Genomic DNA, 20,813 nt, shown 5'->3' with positions numbered 1-20,813 from the left:
CTTGAAAGAGAGACGTTCATGAATCTTCCGATCGGCTCAGGCCCTACTGCACGACGTCTCAGCCGCGGCGCGGTGATCAGCTACGGTGAGCGCAAGATCATGGTCGGCGGCGGCGCACCGGTGGTGGTGCAGTCGATGACCAATACCGATACCGCCGACGCCATCGGCACCGCGATCCAGGTCAAGGACCTGGCGCGTGCCGGTTCCGAACTGGTGCGGATTACCGTGAATAATCCGGAAGCAGCCGCGGCTGTGCCGGCGATCCGCGAACAGTTGGACAAGATGGGCATCGATGTGCCGCTGGTGGGCGATTTCCACTACAACGGCCATACCTTGCTGAACGACTATCCTGAGTGTGCCCAGGCCTTGTCGAAGTATCGGATCAATCCGGGCAATGTGGGCAAGGGCGCCAAGCGCGACACCCAATATGCGCAAATGATTGAAGCCGCTTGCAAGTACGACAAACCGGTGCGCATCGGCGTCAACTGGGGCAGTCTCGACCAGGCGCTGCTGGCGCGCATCATGGATGAGAACGCCGCCCGCAGCCAGCCATGGCCGGCGCAGGCCGTGATGTACGAAGCGCTGGTGACCTCGGCCATCGAAAACGCGCAAAGAGCGGAAGAGCTCGGTCTGGCTGCCGACCGTATCATCCTGTCGTGCAAGGTCTCCGGCGTGCAGGATCTGATCGCCGTGTACCGGGAACTGGCGCGCCGCTGCGACTACCCGCTGCACCTGGGGTTGACCGAAGCGGGCATGGGCAGCAAGGGCATCGTCGCTTCGACCGCGGCCTTGTCGGTGCTGCTGCAAGAGGGTATAGGCGACACCATCCGGATTTCGCTGACGCCGGAACCGGGCGGCGACCGCACCCGCGAAGTGATTGTTGGCCAGGAAATCCTGCAGACCATGGGCTTGCGCAAATTCGCACCGATGGTAATTGCTTGCCCTGGCTGCGGCCGCACTACGTCGACCGTGTTCCAGGACCTGGCTGACAAGATCCAGACCTATCTGCGCGATCAGATGCCGGTCTGGAAAAAAGCTTACCCAGGCGTTGAAGGCATGAATGTGGCGGTCATGGGCTGCATCGTGAATGGCCCTGGCGAATCCAAGCATGCGAATATCGGCATCAGCTTGCCGGGCACCGGCGAATCGCCTGCGGCGCCGGTATTCATCGATGGCGAGAAGAAATTGACGCTGCGCGGCGAGCGGATTGCCGAAGAATTCCAGGCAGTCGTGCTGGATTATGTGAAGAGCCATTACGGCCAGCCAGCAGTCTGATCCGAATAAAGAATAAAACAATAGTCACGAAAAACTGATCAATACTATTGATTACTACGGGTAAATTGAAAAAGAATGTCAGAAAATAAGAAAGCCGAAAAAATCGTCGGCGTAAAAGGAATGAACGATATCCTGCCGGCCGATGCGGCCTTGTGGGAATTGTTTGAAAACACCGTCGAGTCGGTGCTGAAGAGCTATGGCTTCCAGAAGATCCGCACGCCTATCGTCGAACCGACGGCCTTGTTTGCGCGCGGCCTCGGCGCGGTCACCGATATCGTCGAAAAGGAAATGTATTCCTTCACCGATTCGATGAACGGCGACAACCTGACCCTGCGTCCGGAAAGCACTGCCGGCGTGGTGCGCGCCGCCATCGAACATAACCTGACCTACGACGGCCCTAAGCGGCTCTGGTATAACGGCCCGATGTTCCGACACGAGCGGCCGCAGCGTGGACGCTATCGGCAGTTCCATCAGGTCGGCGCCGAAGCGCTGGGCTTTACCGGCCCGGATATCGACGCCGAACTGATCATGATGTGCCAGCGGCTGTGGGACGATCTCGGCTTGCAAGACGTCAAGCTGCAACTGAATTCGATCGGCGACGCTGAAGAACGCAATCGTCACCGCACTGACCTGATCGCTTACTTTGAACAGCATCAGGAACTGCTGGACGCCGATGCCCAGCGCCGCTTGCACACCAATCCGCTGCGCATCCTGGACACCAAGAATCCCGCGATGCAGGAAATGGTCAACGCCGCGCCGCAGCTGCTGTCCTACCTGGGCGCGGAATCGCTGGCGCATTTCGAAGGCGTGCAGAAGATCCTGAATCACAACAATATTCCGTTCACCATCAACCCGCGCCTGGTGCGCGGCATGGACTACTACAACCGCACCGTGTTCGAATGGATCACCGACCAGCTCGGTTCGCAGGGTACGGTATGTGGCGGCGGCCGCTACGATCCGCTGGTGGAAATGTTCGGCGGCAAGCCGACCCCAGCCTGCGGCTTTGCCATGGGCGTGGAGCGCTTGCTGGAACTGATGCGGGCGAACGGCGAACAGGCTCAACGCAACGAGTGCGACGTCTACCTGGTGCATCAGGGCGAGGCGGCGCAGCTACAATCGTTCGTGCTGGCGGAACGTCTGCGCAATGCTGGGCTGGATGTTGTGCTACATTGCGCTTCGTCCAATGCCGGCGGCAGTTTCAAGTCGCAGATGAAACGGGCCGACGCCAGCGGTGCGGCATACGCCATCATCATCGGCGACGATGAAGTCGCCAACCATACCGCGACCGTCAAGACCTTGCGTGCCGACAGCCACGCGGGGCATGATCACGCGGCCGATGGCGAAAAAGCTAGTGGCGGCAATCAAAGTGTCGTACCTTTCGATGCGGTAAGCGATTATCTGGTTGATCAGATCGTCGGAGCAGGTGACGACCATGGTCACGACCATGGCGATCACGTTCATTATCATCACTAAAATCAACAACTAAAAATCATATGGCATTCGATCTCGACGAACAGGAACAACTGGCAACGCTCAAGAACTGGTGGGACAAGTACGGCAATCTGACCACCTGGGTGCTGATCATCGCGCTGGCGGCATATGCCGGCTGGTCCGGCTGGAACTACTATCAGCGCAGCCAGGCCTTGCAGGCTTCGCAGCTCTACGACGAGCAACAAAAGGCCGTGACGGCGAAAGACAACGCCAAGGTGCAGCGCGCCGCCGCTGACATCCAGCAGAAGTTCGGCAGCACCGCCTATGCCGGCATGGCCGCCATGTCTGCCGCCAAGACGGCGTTCGACGCCAACGACCTGAACGCCGCCAAGGACCAGTTGCAATGGGTGGTCGACCACGGTCACGATGCCGATTACAAAGCCTTGGCCAGAATCCGCCTGGCGGGCATCTTGCTGGACCAGAAGGCCTATGACGATGGCTTGAAAGTGCTGGCGGCCGACTTGCCCGCACCTTTCGTCAGCGCCGCCGCTGACCGCAAGGGCGACATCCTGGTCGCGCAGAACAAGCTTGACGAAGCGCGCGCCGCTTACCAGCTGGCGCTGGACAAGATGGATAGCAAGAATCCCGGCAAACAATTGATTCAATTGAAACTGGATGCGATTGGCGGAGCTCCAGCCAAAGCGGCAGCCTGATAATTCGAAAAGGAAGAATATGCGTGTTATGACTATGCGAGCGGTTGCCTGTGCGGGTGCTCTGCTGATATTGGGCGGCTGTTCCTTGTTCAGCGGCAAGGCGCCAAGTAATCCGCCGGCACCTTTGGTCGAGTTTACGCAAAGCCTGAAAGTGCATCCAGCCTGGACGCAATCGATAGGCAGCGCTTCCATCTTTACATTCTCGCCGGCGGTTGCCGGCAGCAGCGTGTACGCAGCCGCGACTGACGGCACCGTGGTCCGCATCGACGCCGTTACCGGTGCGGTGGCCTGGAAGATCAGCGCCGGCAGCAAGCTGACCGGCGGTGTCGGTACTGACGGCACGACTGTCGCGGTGGCTGGCGACAAGGGCATGCTGCTGGCGTTTGACGCCGCAGGCAAGAAGCGTTGGCAGGCACAGGCAAGCAGCGAGATCCTGTCTGCGCCGGCGGTAGGCCAGGGACTGGTGGTCGTCCGTAGCCAGGACAATCGCATTTCCGCATTCGATGCCGAAACCGGCGAACGCCGCTGGACCGTGCTGCGCACCTTGCCGACGCTGACACTGCGTTCGGCGCCTGGTATCCTGGTTGTGCCACAGGCAACATTCCTGTCCTTGCCGGGTGGCCGCTTGTCGGCCTTGAATCTGACTAACGGCGGCCCATGGTGGGAAATGGCGATCGGCGATCCGCGCGGCACTACCGAGCTGGAACGGGTTGCAGACGCTTCCGGCATGCCGGTGATCGTCGGCCGTGACGTTTGCGCCGTCGCCTACCAAGGCCGGGTCGGCTGTTTCGATGCCGGCAGCGGCAACGCGCACTGGGTCAAGCCGTTCTCCAGCGACGTTGGCGTCGGCAGCGATGGCCACAACATCTATGCGGTTGACGAACGCGGCGCAATCTCCGCGTTCACTCTGGACAGCGGTGCGGTAGTATGGCAAAACAAGCAGTTGGCCAATCGTGTCCTGACTACTCCGGTAGTATTGGGCAATACAGTGGTTGTCGGCGATTATGAAGGGTATATTCACTTCTTGTCGCGTGAAGACGGCGCACTGAAAGCACGGATCCGTGCAGATAGCAGCGCAGTACTGCCGAACCCGGTAGTGGCTGGCTCTAATGTGATTTTTCAAACCAAAGCAGGAACATTGATCGCTATTGCGACAGAGTAAGATTTTAATGAAGCCAGTAATAGCACTTGTAGGACGTCCCAATGTCGGCAAATCGACGTTATTTAATCGCCTGACGCGTTCCCGTGACGCGTTGGTCGCCGATTTGCCCGGCCTGACTCGCGATCGCCACTATGGCGAAGGGCGGGTCGGCGAGCGGCCATTCCTGGTGATTGATACTGGTGGTTTCGAGCCGGTGGCCAAAGAAGGCATCATGCACGAAATGGCCAAGCAGACCAAGCAGGCCGTGGCTGAGGCTGACGTCGTGATCTTTATCGTCGACGGCCGCCAGGGCCTGACGCCGCATGACAAGACCATCACCGACTTCCTGCGCAAATCGGGCCGCTCGGTGATGCTGGTGGTGAACAAGTCAGAAGGGATGAAGTACACCTCGGTCACCGCCGAATTCTACGAACTCGGCATGGGCGATCCGTATGTCATTTCGGCTGCGCACGGCGACGGCGTCACCGACCTGGTGGAAGAGTCGCTGGACCTGGCGTTCGCGCAGCGTCCGCCGGAAGTGGAAGAGCCGGAAGGCAAGGAAGATCGCGGCATCAAGATCGCCATCGTCGGCCGGCCGAATGTCGGCAAGTCGACTCTGGTCAACACCTTGCTGGGCGAAGAGCGCGTGATCGCGTTCGACATGCCGGGCACGACCCGCGATTCGATCGAGATTCCGTTCGAGCGCGACGGCAAGAAATACACCTTGATCGACACTGCCGGCATCCGTCGCCGCGGCAAGGTATTTGAAGCCATCGAGAAATTTTCGGTGGTCAAGACCTTGCAGTCGATTTCGGAAGCCAATGTGGTCCTGCTGCTGCTGGATGCGCAGCAGGATATTTCGGAGCAGGACGCCCATATTGCCGGCTTCGTGCTGGAAACCGGCCGTGCGCTGGTGGTCGGCGTCAACAAATGGGATGGCCTGACCAGTGACCGTCGCGATGAAATCAAGATGGACATGGACCGCAAGCTGAATTTCCTGTCGTTTGCGAAATTCCACTTCATTTCCGCATTGAAGTCGACCGGCATCACGCCGTTGATGAAGTCTATCGATTCCGCCTATGCGGCAGCCATGTCCAACCTGACCACGCCAAAACTGACGCGCGCCCTGATCGAAGCGGTGGAGCACCAGCAACCGCGGCGCAAGGGTTCGATCCGTCCGAAACTGCGTTATGCCCACCAGGGCGGCATGAACCCGCCTATCGTCGTCATCCACGGCAATGCCTTGGAATCGATCGAGGATAACTATAAACGTTATCTGGAAAAACATTTCCGCGAAACTTTTTCGCTGGTTGGGACTCCATTACGTATCGAATTCAGATCTAGCCGGAATCCATACGCGCGCCAGGAAAAATAATTTTTTAAAAATACTTTTTTCTAAGCAGTAAATCTGAAAATCGTTTACATTCGTAAAACACCCACCGAGTCATTCACTTAGAATCATATTGGTTCTATATGCATTTGCATTTGACTTCTAATCACAACAACACAGTGGAGTAGCCATGAGTAATAAAGGGCAATTGTTACAAGACCCGTTTTTGAATGCCTTGCGCAAAGAACATGTTCCGGTTTCGATCTATCTGGTCAACGGCATCAAACTGCAAGGCCATATCGAATCCTTCGACCAATACGTCGTTTTACTGCGTAATACCGTTACTCAAATGGTATACAAACACGCCATCTCAACCGTAGTTCCTGCACGCGCTGTCAATCTGAATCTTGAATCTGAAGCAGAATAACCATTTGCCGGCCGCTTTATCACAAAGCAGGGCGGCTACTCGATTGTTCCTATGCGCGCAGCGCTAGTCGGAGTGGACTTCGGCAAAGGTGACTTTGCCGCCAGTCTTGAAGAGCTTTCCTTGCTGGCCAAGTCTGCCGGCGCGCTGCCGTTTGTCACCATCACCGGCAAGCGCAGCAGCCCGGACGCCGCCTTGTTTGTCGGCTCCGGCAAGGCACAGGAAATCGCCGACGCCGTGTTTGATGATGAACTTGAAATCGTCATTTTCAACCACGCCCTGTCGCCAGCCCAGCAGCGCAATCTTGAGCGTGTACTCAAAGTCAGAGTCCTGGACCGCACCAGCCTGATTCTCGACATCTTTGCCCAAAGAGCCAAAAGCCATGAAGGTAAGGTGCAGGTTGAACTTGCGCAATTGCAACATCTGGCGACGCGCCTGATCCGCGGCTGGACCCACTTGGAACGGCAAAAAGGCGGTATCGGCCTGCGCGGCCCGGGTGAAACCCAGCTCGAAACCGACCGCCGCTTGCTGGGCGACCGGGTCAAGGCTTTGCGCGCGCGGCTGGACAAGCTGCACAAGCAGCATGCAACGCAAAGGCGGGCGCGCGGCCGTAGCGCTACGGTTTCGATTTCGCTGGTGGGTTATACCAACGCCGGCAAGTCAACCCTGTTCAATGCACTGGCCAAGGCCGGCGTATATGCCGCGGACCAGCTGTTTGCAACGCTGGACACCACTTCCAGGCGGGTTTACCTGGGCGAGGCGGGCAGTGTGGTGATTTCCGATACGGTTGGTTTCATTCGTGAATTGCCGCATCAGCTGGTGGCGGCATTCCGCGCCACCTTGGAAGAAACCATTCATGCCGATCTGCTGTTGCATGTGGTCGATGCGGCAAGTCCGGCGCGCATGGAGCAGATCGAGCAGGTAAACCTGGTGTTGAAGGAAATCGGCGCCGATCATATTCCGCAGATTCTGGTGTGGAATAAGATCGATGCAGCGGAACTGGAGCCTTCGGTCGAGCGTGATGAGTATGATAAAATTCAGCGAGTTTTTATCAGCGCGCAAAAAGGCATAGGCCTGGACTTATTGCGCCAGGCCATTACAGAATTTGTTACCAGGGTACCAATAGCAACGGCCTATCCGGCGCCGGCTGCGGGTCTTGAGGATAACCACATTAAACAGGTGTGAAGCGGTTTTAAACAAATTCTTACAAGTTCTTATAAGGTAACTGTAAAGGTAATTGTAAGTAAGCAACGTTAATCAAGCGCCTCTCACGAGCATTCCAACCTATTTGTTTTATTTACTTAAAGATAACGATCGAATGCTTGGTACCCTATTCAAAAAACTTGGTTTGAAATTTTCGCTGAACGACCCGCAATGGGGTCGCAATTCGCAAAATGACAACAAGCAAAACAACGATGGCAAAAAGCCAAACAACGGCCCTCCGGATCTGGACAAGCTGTGGCAAGACTTCAACCAGCGTTTGACCCGCCTGCTTGGCAGTAAAAGCGGCGGTGGAGGCGGTGATTCCAGCGGCGGCGGCTTCAATCCAGGCATGAAGGGCGCCGGCGTCGGCGTCGGTGCGATTGCCGTGGTAGTGGCCTTGCTGTGGCTGGCCAGCGGTTTCTTTACCGTGCAAGAAGGCCAGACCGGCGTTGTGATGACATTCGGCAAGTACAACCATGCGACCACGCCAGGTTTCAACTGGCGCTGGCCTTATCCGATCCAAAGCCATGAAATCGTCAATGTTTCCCAGGTGCGCACGGTGGAAGTGGGTTATCGCGCCAACGCCAAGAACAAGCAGCCGAAAGAAGCCCTGATGCTGACCGATGATGAAAACATCATCGACATCCAGTTTGCCGTGCAGTACACGCTGAAGAGCGCATCGGACTGGATTTTCAATGTGCGCGATCCGGAAGAGACCGTACGCCAGGTGGCGGAAACTTCGATTCGTGAAGTCGTCGGCAAGAGCAAGATGGATTTCGTGCTGTATGAGGGCCGCGAAAAAGTGGCGCTCGATACCAGCCAGCTGATGCAGCAGATTCTGGATCGCTATAAGGTTGGCGTGCAGATAACCAATGTCACCATGCAAGGCGTGCAACCGCCGGAGCAGGTGCAGGCTGCGTTCGATGATGCGGTCAAGGCCAGTCAGGATCGTGAGCGTCAAAAGAATGAAGGCCAGGCCTACGCCAACGACGTGATTCCAAAGGCGCGCGGCGCGGCATCGCGCTTGCTGCAGGAAGCGGAAGCTTACAGTGCGCGGGTTACCGCCAATGCCGAAGGCGATGCCTCACGCTTCAAGCAGGTGCTGGCCGAATACCAGAAAGCGCCGGCAGTGACGCGGGACCGGATGTATCTGGACACGATGCAACAGATTTTTGCGAATACGACAAAAGTAATGGTTGATGCTAAAAGCGGGAGTAATTTATTGTATTTGCCATTGGATAAACTGATTTCGCAGTCAGTGTCTGGCGCCACCGCACCTGCCGCCGGCGCCGGCAGCACAAGCACCGGCACGATCCCGTCGACGTCGATGAAAGACGGCGCCAGCACGGTAGAACAGCGACCGCAGTCGGATGAGCGGTCGCGTGATAGCCGCGACTCCCGCGATCGGGAGGGCAGATAATGAATCGCCTTATCTCATTGCTGATATGCATTTTCCTGGCGCTATGGCTGCTGTTTTCGACGATCTTCGTGGTCGATCAGCGCCAGTATGCGATCCTGTTCGCTTTCGGTGAAGTCAAGCAGGTGATCAACCAGCCTGGCCTGCATTTCAAGCTGCCGCCGCCGTTCCAGAACGTGCTGTTCCTGGACAAGCGCATCCTGACCATCGATCCGCCGGATACCGACCGTTTCATCACTGCGGAAAAAATGAACATCCTGATCGACGCCTTTGTAAAATGGCGGATTACCGATCCGAAACTGTATTTCGTCAGTTTCGGCGGCGATGAAAAGCGCGCGCAAGACCGCATGTCGCAAATCGTCAAGGCAGCTTTGAACGATGAAATTACCAAGCGCACCGTGCGCGAAGTGATTTCCGGCCAGCGCGGCAAGGTCATGGATTCGATTCGCACCAAGGTGGCGGAAGAAGCCAAGCAGATCGGCGTCGATATCATCGATGTCCGCCTCAAGCGTGTGGACTATGTCGACCAGATCAATGCTTCCGTCTATGACCGGATGAAATCCGAGCGTTTGCGGGTCGCCAATGAATTGCGTTCCACCGGTTCAGCCGATTCTGAAAAGATTCGTGCCGATGCCGACAAGCAGCGCACGGTGATTCTGGCGGAGGCTTATCGCGATGCTGAAAAGATGCGCGGCGAGGGCGACGCCAAGGCTTCGCAGATCTATGCCCAGGCATTCGGCCAGAATCCGGAGTTTTACAAGTTCTATCGCAGCCTTGAAGCTTATCGTGCCAGCTTCAAGACCCGCCAGGACTTGATGGTGATTGATCCGAACTCGGAATTCTTTAAATATTTCCGCAGTCCGGCCGGTGGCGGGGCGGCAGCGCCAGCCAAAAAATAAGCCAGCCGCTGCAAGGATGAAGTAGTCTGGGAATGGCGCCCTCGATAGAGGCGCCATTCCTTATTTTCGGCGACGGCATACTTGCAGTGATTCGTAGCAACGGTTCTTGCAAAGATCCAGGCCCATTAAAGTTAATGATGTTGTTTTGCTGGCAAGCGGATGTCCGCTGTCCAGTGAAAAGTAACCTTCCTTAGATTCATTTTTCCTATGCCAAATTGGCTTCTCCCTGAAAATATCGCCGACGTCCTGCCGTCCGAGGCGCGCAAGATAGAAGATCTGCGCCGCCTGATCCTGGACAACTTCCGTCTGTACGGCTACGAGTTGGTCATGCCGCCGATGCTGGAATACCTGGAATCGCTGCTGGCCGGCGCCGGCCAGGATACCGATCTGCGCACCTTCAAGCTGGTCGACCAGCTGTCCGGCCGCACACTCGGCATCCGCGCCGACATGACCACCCAGGTGGCGCGCATCGACGCGCATTTGCTGAACCGCGAGTCGGTGACCCGCCTGTGTTACGTCGGCAGCGTGCTGCATACGCGTCAGATCGGCTTGCATGCCACCCGCGAGCCTTTGCAGATCGGCGCTGAAATTTACGGCCACCTCGGCCTCGAAGCCGATGCCGAGATCCAGGAACTGGCGCTGGCGACCCTGGCCCTGGCCGGGATTACCCAGGTGCGCCTGGATTTGTGCCATGTTGGCATCTTGCGCACCATCATTGGCGGCGATCATGCAGCCAAGGTGGATGAAAGCGCGTTGGTAGCGTTGCTGGAAGCCAAGGATTTACCCGGTTTGCGCACCATCAGCGTCGACTACAAGCCTGCCACCCGCGCCGCCTTGCTGGCTTTGCCTGGCTTATACGGCGACGCCAGCGTGCTGCAGCAGGCGCGGCAGGTGCTGCCTGCCTTGCCGGCCATCGCCAAAGCGCTTGACGAACTGGAAACCCTGGCGGAAGCTGCCGGGAAAGATTGCGTAACCGTCGATTTAGCCGATTTACGCGGGTATCATTACGAAAGTGGTTTGATTTTCGCCGCCTATGTACCCGGTTTGCCGAACGCGATACTGCGCGGCGGTCGCTACGACGTTGGCGCTGCATTCGGCCGTTCGCGGCCGGCGACCGGCTTCTCGATGGATTTGCGAGAGCTGGCAAGACTGATTCCGGTAGCAATCCGCAAACGCGCGATCCATGCGCCTTGGGGAATTGAAGCAGGTTTGAAAGAAAAGATCGTTGAATTGCGCAAGGCTGGGGAAGTTGTGATCCAGAGTCTGCCCGGCCATGAAAACGATCAAGACGAGTTCGATTGCGACCGCGCGGTCGTACTCGAAAATGGAAACTGGATTATCAAAAATTTGGACTAAGTGATGTTACAGAAAAGCACCGCAAAAAACGTCGTTGTGATTGGCACCCAATGGGGCGACGAAGGAAAAGGCAAGATCGTTGACTGGCTGACGGATCACGCACAAGCAGTTGTGCGTTTTCAGGGCGGCCATAACGCTGGCCATACATTGGTCATCGGCGGTCACAAGACAGCACTGCAGCTGATCCCGTCCGGCATCATGCGCCCAGGCGTCGCCTGTTACATCGGCAATGGCGTGGTGCTGTCGGTGCCTGACCTGCTGCGCGAGATCGACAAACTGCAAGCCGCCGGCGTCGAAGTGGCGTCGCGCCTGAAGATCTCCGAGGCCTGCCCGATCATCCTGCCTTACCACACCGCACTCGATGCGGCGCGCGAAGCGGCGCGCGGCGATGCCAAGATCGGCACCACCGGCAAGGGCATCGGCCCGGCCTATGAAGACAAGGTTGCACGCCGCGCGATCCGCGTGGCCGACCTGCTCAACGAAGAGCGTTTTGCAGAAAAGCTGAAAGCCAATCTGGAATACCATAATTTCGTTCTCACCAATTACCTGAAGGCGCCGGCTGTCGACTATCAAAAGACACTGGACGACGCCCTGGCAACGGTAGAGCGCCTGCGGCCGATGGTGGCTGACGTGTCGAGCGACCTGTACGCGGCCCACAACAACGGCGCCAGCCTGCTGTTCGAAGGCGCGCAAGGCAGCCTGCTGGACGTCGACCACGGCACCTATCCGTTCGTCACATCGAGCAACTGCGTGGCAGGCAATGCCGCTGCCGGCAGCGGCGTCGGCCCGAACATGCTGCACTACATCCTGGGCATCACCAAGGCTTACACCACGCGCGTCGGTTCCGGCCCGTTCCCGTCCGAACTGCCGACCGACCAGGGCGTCGGCAAGCACCTGGCCAGCGTCGGCCACGAGTTTGGCACCGTCACCGGCCGCGCCCGTCGTTGCGGCTGGTTCGATGCCGCCTTGCTGAAGCGTTCGGTGCAGATCAATGGCGTTTCCGGCATGTGCCTGACCAAGCTGGATGTGCTGGATGGCCTGGAGACACTGAAGCTGTGTACCGGCTACACGCTCAACGGCAAGACCGTGGATATTTTCCCGGTCGGCGCTGAAGAAGCGGCGCTGTGCCAGCCTATCTACGAAGAAATGCCAGGCTGGAGCGAGTCGACGGTCGGCGCCAAATCGATGGATGCCTTGCCGGCCACGGCCCGTGCCTACATCAAACGTATCGAAGAATTGGTAGGCGTGCCTATCGATATGGTTTCAACCGGTCCCGACCGTGAGGAAACCATCGTTTTGCGCCACCCATTTAAATAAAAACAACATGAATAAATCTGATGACAAGCACCTGTGGGTGTCGTGGGATGAATATCACCGCATCATTGAAAAACTGGTCCTGAACGTCCATGCCTCCGGTTGGCAGTTTGACCAGGTGCTGTGCCTGGCGCGCGGCGGCCTGCGTCCGGGGGACGTGTTCTCGCGCATTTTCGACGTGCCGCTGGCGATTCTGTCGACCAGCTCCTACCGCGAAGATGCCGGCACGGTGCGCAGCGAGCTGGATATCGGCAAGCACATCACCATGAGCCGCGGCGCCTTGGCGGGCCGCGTGCTGGTGGTGGACGACCTGGTTGATTCCGGCGTCACGCTAGACAAGGTATTGCATCACCTGAAAGAAAACTATGCGCCGGTGACCGAGGTGAAATCGGCCGTGATCTGGTGGAAGGCATGTTCTTCGCTGAAACCGGATTACTACGTCGACTACCTGCCGACCAATCCGTGGATACACCAGCCGTTCGAAGAGTACGACAGCCTGCGTCCGCATCAGCTGGAAGCCTGGAGTAGAAAAGGCATTTCCAGATAAGATATTTGAGATGACGGATGGATTATTCCGCATTAATCCGACCAGCATTTTTACGTGCCGTGCGTAAGTCAAAATAGCCTCGTTGATAATACAACGGGGCTTTTTTACGTTTACCCCTGTAATAAAAAATGGCTGCGGATGGGAGTTCGAGGGTAAGGTTGTCCTGGAAAGTCAAAAATGGAAGCGCCGTAAAACGGCGTCGGATGTTGTTTTACATCGCAGTTCGAATTTGTCTGTGATGGCCGGGGTTAATTTTTCTCAAACAATATAAAAGGATATATCTATGGACGGCACGGGGAGCAGTGGCAACACCGAAACATCATTCAAGCAGCATCCGCAAACCTGGCGTGCGGTCATTTCATCCTCCATCGGCAATGCCCTGGAATGGTTCGATGTCCTGATCTACAGCGCCATGGCGGTCACCATCGCCAAGCTGTTTTTTCCGGCCGAGAACCAGACGGTTTCCTTGCTGATTACCTTTGCCACTTTCGGCGTCTCGTTTTTCATGCGCCCACTCGGCGCAGTTGTCATCGGCGCCTATTCCGACCGGGTCGGCCGCAAAGCTGCGTTGACGCTCTCCATCCTGCTGATGATGATCGGCACCTTGCTGATCGCCATCATGCCGACTTACGCACAAATTGGCTTGTGGGCGCCGGCCGGCATCGTCGTGGCGCGCCTGCTGCAGGGCTTTTCCGCTGGTGGCGAATTCGGCAGTTCGACCGCGTTCCTGGTAGAACATGCACCGCACCGGCGTGGATTTTTTTCCAGCTGGCAGGTTGCCAGCCAGGGCATGAGCATAGTGCTGGCGGCCTTGTTCGGCGCTATCCTGTCATCGCAGTTGTCGACCGCGCAGCTGGAATCCTGGGGCTGGCGCTTGCCGTTCTTTTTCGGCCTGCTGATCGGCCCGGCCGGCTACTACATCCGCCGCAACCTGGAAGAGTCGCCCGAGTTTGCCCAGGCCGACGCCACGCGCACGCCGCTACGCGACATCATGGCAGAGCAGAAGCTGCGCCTGCTGATCGGCGCCGGCAGCGTCATCATGGCCACAGTCTCGGTTTACCTGGTGGTCTACATGCCGACTTATGCGGTCAAGCAGCTGGGCATGTCGTCTACCGCGGCGTTCAGCGCCACCATCCTGGCCGGCCTGATCATGCTGCTGTTCTCGCCGCTGGTGGGGCAGTGGTCCGATAAATACGGCCGCACGCCGTTCATGCTGGTCAGCAGCATCCTGTTCGTCTTGCTGAGCTATCCGCTGTTTTCCTGGCTGTCGTTCAATCCAGGCTTTGTCAACCTGCTGCTGGTGCAAGGCGTCATCGGCTTGCTGATGACCATGTATTTTGCCTCGATGCCGGCGCTATTGTCCGATATCTTCCCGGTGCAGACGCGTGGCACCGGCATGTCTCTCAGCTACAACATTGCCGTGATGATTTTCGGCGGTTTCGCCGGCATGACGATCACCTGGCTGATAGCTGTTACCGACAACAAGCTGGCGGTGACTTTTTATGTGATCGGCGGCGCCATGCTGAGCGTGCTGGCGACGCTGGCTGCGCGTTACAAGCTGCGCCTGCGCTAATCCGCCGTATTAAGCCTGTCTGGCCCATCCGTCGCGGGCAAGCGGCTCGGCCGGTGCTCATGCATGACAGGCAAGGCTGCTTGTCTGTCATGCAAAAAATATTCGATTAAAAAAATAAACGGAAAAATGTTTCTAAATTATCCGATTCATGTCTACAATAAGGAAAGAGAAAAGTAGCAGCATCTACATAAACGGAGATAAGACATGATTAATGTAGCGGTATTCGGCGCCGGCCGTATCGGCAAGATCCATGCTGGCAATCTGGTGCTGCAGCCCGGCGCCAAGCTGAAATATGTGAGCGACGTGAATGCACAGGCGGCACAGGAGCTGGCGGCGCAGCACGGAGCGCAGATATGCGACATCGACAGTGCGCTGGCGGATCCGAGCATCGGCGCGGTGCTGATTGCCTCCAGCACGGACACCCATGCAGAACTGATCCTGCGCGCCGCCGCTGCCGGCAAGGCGATTTTTTGCGAGAAGCCGGTCGACCTGACGCTGGAGCGGGCCAAGGCTTGCGCCAGCGCGGTTGCCGCTGCGAAGGTCACTTGCATGATCGGTTTCCAGCGCCGTTTCGATCCTACCTTCGATGCACTGAAGACGCGTCTGGCAGCAGGCGAAATCGGCGATCCGGAAATGCTGATCGTCACTAGCCGCGATCCTGGCGCACCGCCAGTCTCCTATATCAAAAGTTCGGGCGGCATTTTCAAGGACATGCTGATCCACGATTTCGATATTTTCCGCTGGATACTGGACGACGAAGCGGTCAGCATTTCCGCTACCGGCAGTTGCCTGACCGATCCTGCGATCGCCGAAGCCGGTGATATCGATTGCGCTGCCGTCACCATCCGCAGCCGCCGTGGCCGTTTGTGCCAGATCAACACCAGCCGCCGCGCCGCCTATGGCTACGATCAGCGCTTTGAAGTGCTGGGTAGCAAAGGCATGCTGCAGGCTGGCAATCACAAGCCGACCGAGGTGATCGCCTCCAGCGGCCATCACGTGAGCCAGGACAAGCCGGAGCACTTCTTCCTGGAACGCTATCGCGCAGCCTATGCCCGCGAGATTGCGCATTTCTTCGATGCTGTGGTCAACAAGGTTGCGGTTCGCACCACCATCGAAGACGGCGTCAAGGCGCTGGAACTGGCGGAGGCGGCGACGCTGTCCTGGCGTGAAAACCGTACCATCGAGCTGAGCAAATGAGTCCATCACCGCACTATGCGCCAATACTGAAGGTCGGCATCGTCGGCCTCGGCAGGCTAGGGCGCCGCCATGCCGAAAACCTCATGTCGCGCGTCGCCGGCGCTACCCTGGTTGCGGCCTGCAGCCCGCTGCAAAGCGAGCTGGAATGGGCCCGTGATACCTTGCAAGTGCCTCACCTGTATGAAGACTATGCAGCGTTGCTGGCGCATGACGGTCTGGATGCCGTGTTCCTGGTAACGCCGACATCCCTGCATCCGCAGCAGATCATCCAGGCTCTGCAGGCCGGCAAGCATGTATTTTGTGAAAAGCCGCTGTCGCTCGACCTGGAGGACTGCCGCCGCGTCAGCGCTGAAGCGGCGCGGCATCCGCAGCTGCAGGTCATGATCGGCTTTGTGCGGCGCTTCGACGCCAGCTATCAGGATGCTTACAAGAAAATCCAGCAAGGAGTCATCGGCTCGCCGTTCATGGTGTATTCGCAAACCTGCGACCAGCATGATCCGGATGGTTTCTTCGTCAAGTTCGCGGCGACCAGCGGCGGCATATTCCTCGACTGCAGCGTGCACGATATCGACCTGGCGCGCTGGCTACTCGGCAATCCGCAGCCGGTCCGGGTATACGCCAGCGGCACCCGCGCCATCCATCACGATCTGCAACAGTTCCAGGATGTCGACAATGGCGTCGCCATCTGCGAATTCGACAACGGCAAGCTGGCCACCTTCTATGCGTCGCGCACCATGGCGCACGGGCATGACACCATGACCGAAATCACCGGCACGGCAGGGCGCTTGACCGTGGGTAGCAATCCACGCAGGAACCGCCTGGAAATCGCCGATGCGCATGGCGTCCGCAATGAATGCCTGCCCAGCTTCTTTGAGCGCTTTGAAGATGCGTTCCTGACCGAGATCACCAGCTTCGTGGAGACGATACGGCAGCAGCGCAAGCTCGGCCTGACATTGGCCGACGCCACCGAGGCGACCCGGATCGGCATTGCCTTGCGCGAATCACTGCTGTCAAAGCAGCCGGTGCTGTTGTGATTGCCGCTGCCGGCAATGCTGGCAGCGGTATCCGACCAGGCAAGACGGCTGTCTGGCGGGGGAGTTGAAAAAAAGTGAGGCAGGCGGGATCAGGGTTTTACTTGCGTGGCGATGAAGTAGACGATGGACACCAATACGCTGGCCGCGCCAATCAGTTTCCAGGTCAGTCCATGCAACTCCTGATGCATGGAGGCGAATTCCTTGTGCATTGTCGCTTCAAGGTTCTTCAGGTCGGATTTGGTGGCGCAGGCATCCAGCCTTGTCTCTATGCGAGAAAGGCGTTCGCGCGTGTCGATCGCAAATTCTTCAAGTTTGTTGACTCTTGCTTCCATGGCATCATCATAGCCGCCGCGTCCACCCGAGGCAAGCCCGGATTTCTCGTTCCGTCGCGTACTGCTCTTGCTTTCGATATGCTTAAGTTCCGCCATGTTTTCCCCAATCCGTGCTGCCGGCTTACGGCGACTGCAGATGGGAAATTGTACTGTAATTATCTTGTCATTTACTCATCGTAACCTTCGATTGCGCCAGTTTCCTCTACATTAAGCTCGAGCCTATAAGCCAGTGCAATAAACAGGGCCTGGCACAGGCACATGGCGTTGGTTAGCGAGCGGAAAGCAAATGCGCTGCCTTCCTTGACTGTCAGCAATACCGAAGCATGGCGGGCCAGCGGGCTCAGCTGGCTGTCGGTAATCACCAGCGACTTGGCCTGGTGATGGTGGGCCAGCCGCACGCAAGCCTGGGTTTCCTTGCCATAGGGCGTAAAGCTGATAGCAATCACCACGTCATTCTTGCCGATGCTGCGGATCTGTTCGCGGATCATGCCGCCCAGTCCGGACAGCAGGTGGACGCGCTTGTTAGTGTGCTGCAAGGCGTACACGATGTAGCTGGCGATCGGGAACGAGCGCCGCACCCCGATCACATAGATGTTTTCCGCCTTCTGCAGCAGTTTTACCGCAGCATCGAACTGCGTGTCGTCCATGCCGTTCAGCAGTTCGTCCAGTCCGCTGCGGCTGGCGGCGATGAATTCGCGCGCCATCGAGCCGCTGGTGAGCGGTGTCGGCTTGGCGTCGATCAGCTTGCGTATGCGCTGCTGATAGTTCTGCGATGGAATCGCCTGCGCCGTGTAGGCATCGCGGAAAACCGCCTGCATCTCGCTGAAGCCGCTGAAGCCGAACTGCTTGGCAAAGCGTACGATGGCAGAGGGTTGCACCTGGCAATGCTCGGCAATGTCGCTGATCCGTTCCAGCATCAGGCTGCTGCGATGCTGCTCTACGTAGGTGGCGATGATCTTCAACTGGCGCGAAAGCGTCGCATATTGTTCTGCGATCTGCAACATCAACTGGTCGACAGTCGGGGTGTCTGCCATGGCTTACTTTCTGTATATGTATTGTGTGGCAATTATAAAGTTATTTCATGTAGCGAAGCCAAAACATGAAAATAAAATTCTAAATTAAATTTAATTGAAAAAAATGTTGCATGTTGAATCCGCTTGTTCTATTGTTTATTGCCGACGTCAGAGATCGGCCGGAATCACCTTAGATTCACCGTAGATAAAACAACAATGGAGATAACTATGCAACGACTAGGATGCAAGGGCCTGTCCAAGGTCCTGATGGTGGCGGCGCTGGCGATGGGCTTTGGCGCGATGAGCAGCAGTTATGCAGCGAATGAAAAATTTGTCCTGATCAGCCATGCGCCGGACTCCGATTCCTGGTGGAACACCATCAAGAATGCCATCAAGCAGGCCGGTGAGGATTTCAACGTTACGGTCGACTACCGCAATCCACCTAACGGCGACCTGGCTGACATGTCGCGCCTGATCGAGCAGGCTGCCGCCCGCCATTACGATGGCGTGGTTGCCAGCATCGCCGATTTCAGCGTGCTGAAAAAGGCCATGGAAAACGTCACGGCCAAGAAAATCCCGTTGGTGACCATCAATTCCGGCACCCAGAAGCAGAGCGAAGAGCTGGGCGCCATCATGCATGTCGGCCAGCCGGAATACGATGCGGGCCATGGCGCCGGAGAAAAAGCCAAGGCGGCGGGCATTAAATCTTTCCTGTGCGTCAATCACTACGCGACTAACCCGTCTTCCTTCGAACGCTGCCGCGGCTTTGCCGACGCCATCGGCGTCGACTACAAGAAAGCCACGCTGGATGCCGGCCAGGATCCGACCGGCATCGAAAGCAAGGTCAGCGCTTATCTGCGCAACAACCCTGGCACCCAGGCGGTGCTGGCGCTGGGACCTGATTCCGCCTCGCCAAGCTTGCGCGCGCTGCAAAAAATGGGTCTGAAAGGCAAGATGTGGTTCGCCACCTTCGACCTCTCCGAAGAAATCTCCAAGGGCATCAAGGATGGCTCGGTGCAGTTCGCCATCGACCAGCAACCCTACCTGCAAGGCTATATCCCGGTCGCGGTGCTGGCCATCATGACGCAAGACAAGATCACCGATGTCGCTGCGATCCAGGCCAAGCTGAAAGCCAATCCGAAATTCCAGGCGCGCCTGGCTGAATATGGCCTGGCGCCGATCTACGGTCCGCGCCACATCAGTTCCGGCCCCGGCTACATCACCAAGGACAATCTAGATAAAGTATTGAAATACGCAGGCCAATATCGTTAATCAATCTCGCTAGCCAAGCCAATCTATCGCGTTTCCTGTCTGGCTGCCCCAGGGCGGCCAGGCAGTAATCCTGGGGCGGCCGGCCCCGGGCGCAACTGCGCCCGCAGAATCTCGCAACACCCCACAAAAGCCGCCAGTCTGAGGTTTCACTACTGGCCAAAACAAGCAGGAGATATAGTCATGAATTCAAGCAGTGCGCACGCTGACAAGCTGCATGGCGAAGGCCATGGTCCAGCGCAGCAGAATATCGCCCCGCAAGACGAGCGGGTCCGCAAGGAAGGTTCCTTGAAGCGCTTCCTGGGGCGGCCTGAATTTGCCTCGCTGGCCGGCGCCATCCTGGTGTTCATCGTTTTCGGTTTTGCCGCCGGCGATTCCGGCATGTTCAACCTCGACGGCGTGATCAACTGGATGCAGGTGGCGGCCTACCTCGGCCTGATCTCGATCGGCGCCTGCGTGCTGATGATCGCTGGCGAGTTCGATCTGTCGATCGGCTCGATGATCGGCTTCGCCGGCATGATGGTGGCGATTCCTACCGTGTATTTCCACTGGCCGTTCTGGCTGGCGGTGATGTTCGCCTTTGCCGGTTCGATGGCGCTGGGCTGGCTGAATGGTTACCTGGTGGTCAAGACCCGGCTGCCGTCTTTCATCGTGACGCTGGCCTTCATGTTCATTCTGCGCGGCCTGACGCTGGCGCTGTCGATCATGTTCGCCAACCGCACCATCGTCAGCGGCGTCGGCGACCTGGCAGCGCAGGACTGGCTGGGCAGCTGGCTGTTCACCGGCAACCTCGGCAGCGGCCTGTTCCACTGGATGGCCGGCCATGGCTGGATTGCCACGGCCGCCAACGGCCAGCCGCTGGTCGGCGGCATTCCCAAGGTGATCGTCTGGTGGCTGGTGCTGGCGCTAGGGGCAAGCTTCGTGCTGGCGCGCACCCGCTTCGGCAACTGGATCTTCGCTGTCGGCGGCGACGCCAATGCCGCCAAGAACGTCGGCGTGCCGGTCAAACGCGTCAAGACCTCGTTGTTCGTATTTACCGCCTTCTGCGCCTGCCTGTTTGCGGTGCTGCAGGTGGCCGATGTCGGCTCCGCTGCGGCTGACCGCGGCCTGCAAAAGGAATTCGAAGCCATCATCGCCGCAGTCATCGGCGGCGCCTTGCTGACCGGCGGCTACGGTTCGGTGATCGGCGCCTGCTTCGGCGCGCTGATCTTCGGCGTGGTGCAGATCGGCATTACCTACACCAATCTCAATTCCGACTGGTTCCGCGTCTTCCTCGGCGTCATGCTGCTGGTGGCCGTGCTGTTCAATAATTATGTCCGTCGCCGCGTGACGGAAGCGAGGTAAT

The 20,813-nt window shown here is 57.8% G+C and carries 19 protein-coding genes; 17 read left to right on the top strand and 2 right to left on the bottom strand.

What is annotated here, in order from left to right:
• Positions 1–18: 18 nt before the first annotated feature.
• The 15 genes from ispG (at position 19) to BCF11_RS25160 (ending at position 16,854) form a co-directional block, all read left to right on the top strand.
• Positions 19–1,275, top strand: a complete 1,257-nt coding sequence (gene ispG, locus BCF11_RS25230) for a flavodoxin-dependent (E)-4-hydroxy-3-methylbut-2-enyl-diphosphate synthase (RefSeq protein ID WP_098497189.1) — start codon at positions 19–21, stop codon at positions 1,273–1,275.
• 75 nt (positions 1,276–1,350) lie between these two features.
• Positions 1,351–2,748, top strand: coding sequence for a histidine--tRNA ligase (hisS, locus tag BCF11_RS25225; RefSeq protein ID WP_098497188.1), 1,398 nt, complete (start codon positions 1,351–1,353; stop codon positions 2,746–2,748).
• A 20-nt stretch (positions 2,749–2,768) separates the two neighbouring features.
• Positions 2,769–3,419, top strand: coding sequence for a tetratricopeptide repeat protein (locus BCF11_RS25220; RefSeq protein ID WP_098497187.1), 651 nt, complete (start codon positions 2,769–2,771; stop codon positions 3,417–3,419).
• Between the two features lie 19 nt (positions 3,420–3,438).
• Positions 3,439–4,581: an outer membrane protein assembly factor BamB gene (gene bamB / locus BCF11_RS25215; RefSeq protein ID WP_098497186.1), complete on the top strand. Its 1,143-nt coding sequence runs from the start codon at positions 3,439–3,441 to the stop codon at positions 4,579–4,581.
• Between the two features lie 7 nt (positions 4,582–4,588).
• A complete protein-coding gene (gene der, locus BCF11_RS25210; RefSeq protein ID WP_061940299.1) occupies positions 4,589–5,935 on the top strand; it encodes a ribosome biogenesis GTPase Der in 1,347 nt (448 codons plus the stop codon).
• A 145-nt stretch (positions 5,936–6,080) separates the two neighbouring features.
• Complete coding sequence (gene hfq, locus BCF11_RS25205) at positions 6,081–6,317, top strand: RNA chaperone Hfq (protein ID WP_019141241.1); 237 nt, start codon at positions 6,081–6,083, stop codon at positions 6,315–6,317.
• Positions 6,318–6,368: 51 nt separating this feature from the next.
• Entirely contained in the window at positions 6,369–7,499 is a 1,131-nt protein-coding gene (gene hflX, locus BCF11_RS25200; protein WP_098497185.1) for a GTPase HflX, read from the top strand.
• 133 nt (positions 7,500–7,632) lie between these two features.
• A complete protein-coding gene (hflK, locus tag BCF11_RS25195) occupies positions 7,633–8,937 on the top strand; it encodes an FtsH protease activity modulator HflK (protein ID WP_098497184.1) in 1,305 nt (434 codons plus the stop codon).
• Positions 8,937–9,833 carry a protease modulator HflC gene (hflC, locus tag BCF11_RS25190; RefSeq protein ID WP_098497183.1) on the top strand — a complete coding sequence of 299 codons (897 nt, stop codon included), beginning with the start codon at positions 8,937–8,939 and terminating at the stop codon, positions 9,831–9,833. Before hflK ends, hflC begins: the two co-directional genes overlap by 1 nt.
• 207 nt (positions 9,834–10,040) lie before the next feature.
• On the top strand, positions 10,041–11,189 hold the full coding sequence (locus BCF11_RS25185; RefSeq protein ID WP_098497182.1) for an ATP phosphoribosyltransferase regulatory subunit: 1,149 nt from the start codon (positions 10,041–10,043) through the stop codon (positions 11,187–11,189).
• 3 nt (positions 11,190–11,192) lie between these two features.
• A complete protein-coding gene (locus tag BCF11_RS25180; RefSeq protein WP_098497181.1) occupies positions 11,193–12,506 on the top strand; it encodes an adenylosuccinate synthase in 1,314 nt (437 codons plus the stop codon).
• 7 nt (positions 12,507–12,513) lie between these two features.
• Complete coding sequence (locus BCF11_RS25175; RefSeq protein ID WP_098497180.1) at positions 12,514–13,050, top strand: phosphoribosyltransferase; 537 nt, start codon at positions 12,514–12,516, stop codon at positions 13,048–13,050.
• Positions 13,051–13,333: 283 nt separating this feature from the next.
• Positions 13,334–14,623 (top strand): MFS transporter, encoded by a 1,290-nt coding sequence (locus tag BCF11_RS25170; protein WP_098497179.1) that lies wholly within the window; start codon positions 13,334–13,336, stop codon positions 14,621–14,623.
• A 204-nt stretch (positions 14,624–14,827) separates the two neighbouring features.
• Entirely contained in the window at positions 14,828–15,820 is a 993-nt protein-coding gene (gene iolG, locus BCF11_RS25165) for an inositol 2-dehydrogenase (RefSeq protein ID WP_098497178.1), read from the top strand.
• Positions 15,817–16,854: a Gfo/Idh/MocA family oxidoreductase gene (locus tag BCF11_RS25160; protein ID WP_098497177.1), complete on the top strand. Its 1,038-nt coding sequence runs from the start codon at positions 15,817–15,819 to the stop codon at positions 16,852–16,854. Before iolG ends, BCF11_RS25160 begins: the two co-directional genes overlap by 4 nt.
• 89 nt (positions 16,855–16,943) lie before the next feature.
• Here BCF11_RS25160 and BCF11_RS25155 read toward each other — a convergent pair whose 3' ends face one another.
• Together BCF11_RS25155 and BCF11_RS25150 are read right to left on the bottom strand one after the other, a co-directional pair.
• Positions 16,944–17,282: a hypothetical protein gene (locus BCF11_RS25155; RefSeq protein WP_098497176.1), complete on the bottom strand. Its 339-nt coding sequence runs from the start codon at positions 17,280–17,282 to the stop codon at positions 16,944–16,946.
• A gap of 71 nt (positions 17,283–17,353) precedes the next feature.
• Positions 17,354–18,220 (bottom strand): MurR/RpiR family transcriptional regulator, encoded by an 867-nt coding sequence (locus BCF11_RS25150; protein WP_098497175.1) that lies wholly within the window; start codon positions 18,218–18,220, stop codon positions 17,354–17,356.
• A gap of 207 nt (positions 18,221–18,427) precedes the next feature.
• Between BCF11_RS25150 and BCF11_RS25145 the strand changes: the two genes are divergently transcribed.
• Positions 18,428–19,471 (top strand): sugar ABC transporter substrate-binding protein, encoded by a 1,044-nt coding sequence (locus tag BCF11_RS25145; RefSeq protein ID WP_098497174.1) that lies wholly within the window; start codon positions 18,428–18,430, stop codon positions 19,469–19,471.
• A 210-nt stretch (positions 19,472–19,681) separates the two neighbouring features.
• Positions 19,682–20,812 (top strand): ABC transporter permease, encoded by a 1,131-nt coding sequence (locus BCF11_RS25140; RefSeq protein WP_098497689.1) that lies wholly within the window; start codon positions 19,682–19,684, stop codon positions 20,810–20,812.
• The last annotated feature ends 1 nt before the right edge of the window (position 20,813 follow it).

The organism is Collimonas sp. PA-H2, from assembly GCF_002564105.1.
In the GTDB taxonomy this organism is placed as follows: Bacteria; Pseudomonadota; Gammaproteobacteria; order Burkholderiales; family Burkholderiaceae_D; genus Collimonas.
Note: the sequence above shows the minus strand (reverse complement) of the source record. Positions and strands in the feature narration are given on the sequence as shown.

Excerpts from the sequence above, each read along its gene's own strand:
- ispG (WP_098497189.1), top strand. The coding sequence starts at position 19 with ATGAATCTTCCGATCGGCTCAGGCCCTACTGCACGACGTCTCAGCCGC.
- hisS (WP_098497188.1), top strand. The coding sequence starts at position 1,351 with ATGTCAGAAAATAAGAAAGCCGAAAAAATCGTCGGCGTAAAAGGAATG.
- BCF11_RS25220 (WP_098497187.1), top strand. The coding sequence starts at position 2,769 with ATGGCATTCGATCTCGACGAACAGGAACAACTGGCAACGCTCAAGAAC.
- bamB (WP_098497186.1), top strand. The coding sequence starts at position 3,439 with ATGCGTGTTATGACTATGCGAGCGGTTGCCTGTGCGGGTGCTCTGCTG.
- der (WP_061940299.1), top strand. The coding sequence starts at position 4,589 with ATGAAGCCAGTAATAGCACTTGTAGGACGTCCCAATGTCGGCAAATCG.
- hfq (WP_019141241.1), top strand. The coding sequence starts at position 6,081 with ATGAGTAATAAAGGGCAATTGTTACAAGACCCGTTTTTGAATGCCTTG.
- hflX (WP_098497185.1), top strand. The coding sequence starts at position 6,369 with ATGCGCGCAGCGCTAGTCGGAGTGGACTTCGGCAAAGGTGACTTTGCC.
- hflK (WP_098497184.1), top strand. The coding sequence starts at position 7,633 with ATGCTTGGTACCCTATTCAAAAAACTTGGTTTGAAATTTTCGCTGAAC.
- hflC (WP_098497183.1), top strand. The coding sequence starts at position 8,937 with ATGAATCGCCTTATCTCATTGCTGATATGCATTTTCCTGGCGCTATGG.
- BCF11_RS25185 (WP_098497182.1), top strand. The coding sequence starts at position 10,041 with ATGCCAAATTGGCTTCTCCCTGAAAATATCGCCGACGTCCTGCCGTCC.
- BCF11_RS25180 (WP_098497181.1), top strand. The coding sequence starts at position 11,193 with ATGTTACAGAAAAGCACCGCAAAAAACGTCGTTGTGATTGGCACCCAA.
- BCF11_RS25175 (WP_098497180.1), top strand. The coding sequence starts at position 12,514 with ATGAATAAATCTGATGACAAGCACCTGTGGGTGTCGTGGGATGAATAT.
- BCF11_RS25170 (WP_098497179.1), top strand. The coding sequence starts at position 13,334 with ATGGACGGCACGGGGAGCAGTGGCAACACCGAAACATCATTCAAGCAG.
- iolG (WP_098497178.1), top strand. The coding sequence starts at position 14,828 with ATGATTAATGTAGCGGTATTCGGCGCCGGCCGTATCGGCAAGATCCAT.
- BCF11_RS25160 (WP_098497177.1), top strand. The coding sequence starts at position 15,817 with ATGAGTCCATCACCGCACTATGCGCCAATACTGAAGGTCGGCATCGTC.
- BCF11_RS25155 (WP_098497176.1), bottom strand. The coding sequence starts at position 17,282 with ATGGCGGAACTTAAGCATATCGAAAGCAAGAGCAGTACGCGACGGAAC.
- BCF11_RS25150 (WP_098497175.1), bottom strand. The coding sequence starts at position 18,220 with ATGGCAGACACCCCGACTGTCGACCAGTTGATGTTGCAGATCGCAGAA.
- BCF11_RS25145 (WP_098497174.1), top strand. The coding sequence starts at position 18,428 with ATGCAACGACTAGGATGCAAGGGCCTGTCCAAGGTCCTGATGGTGGCG.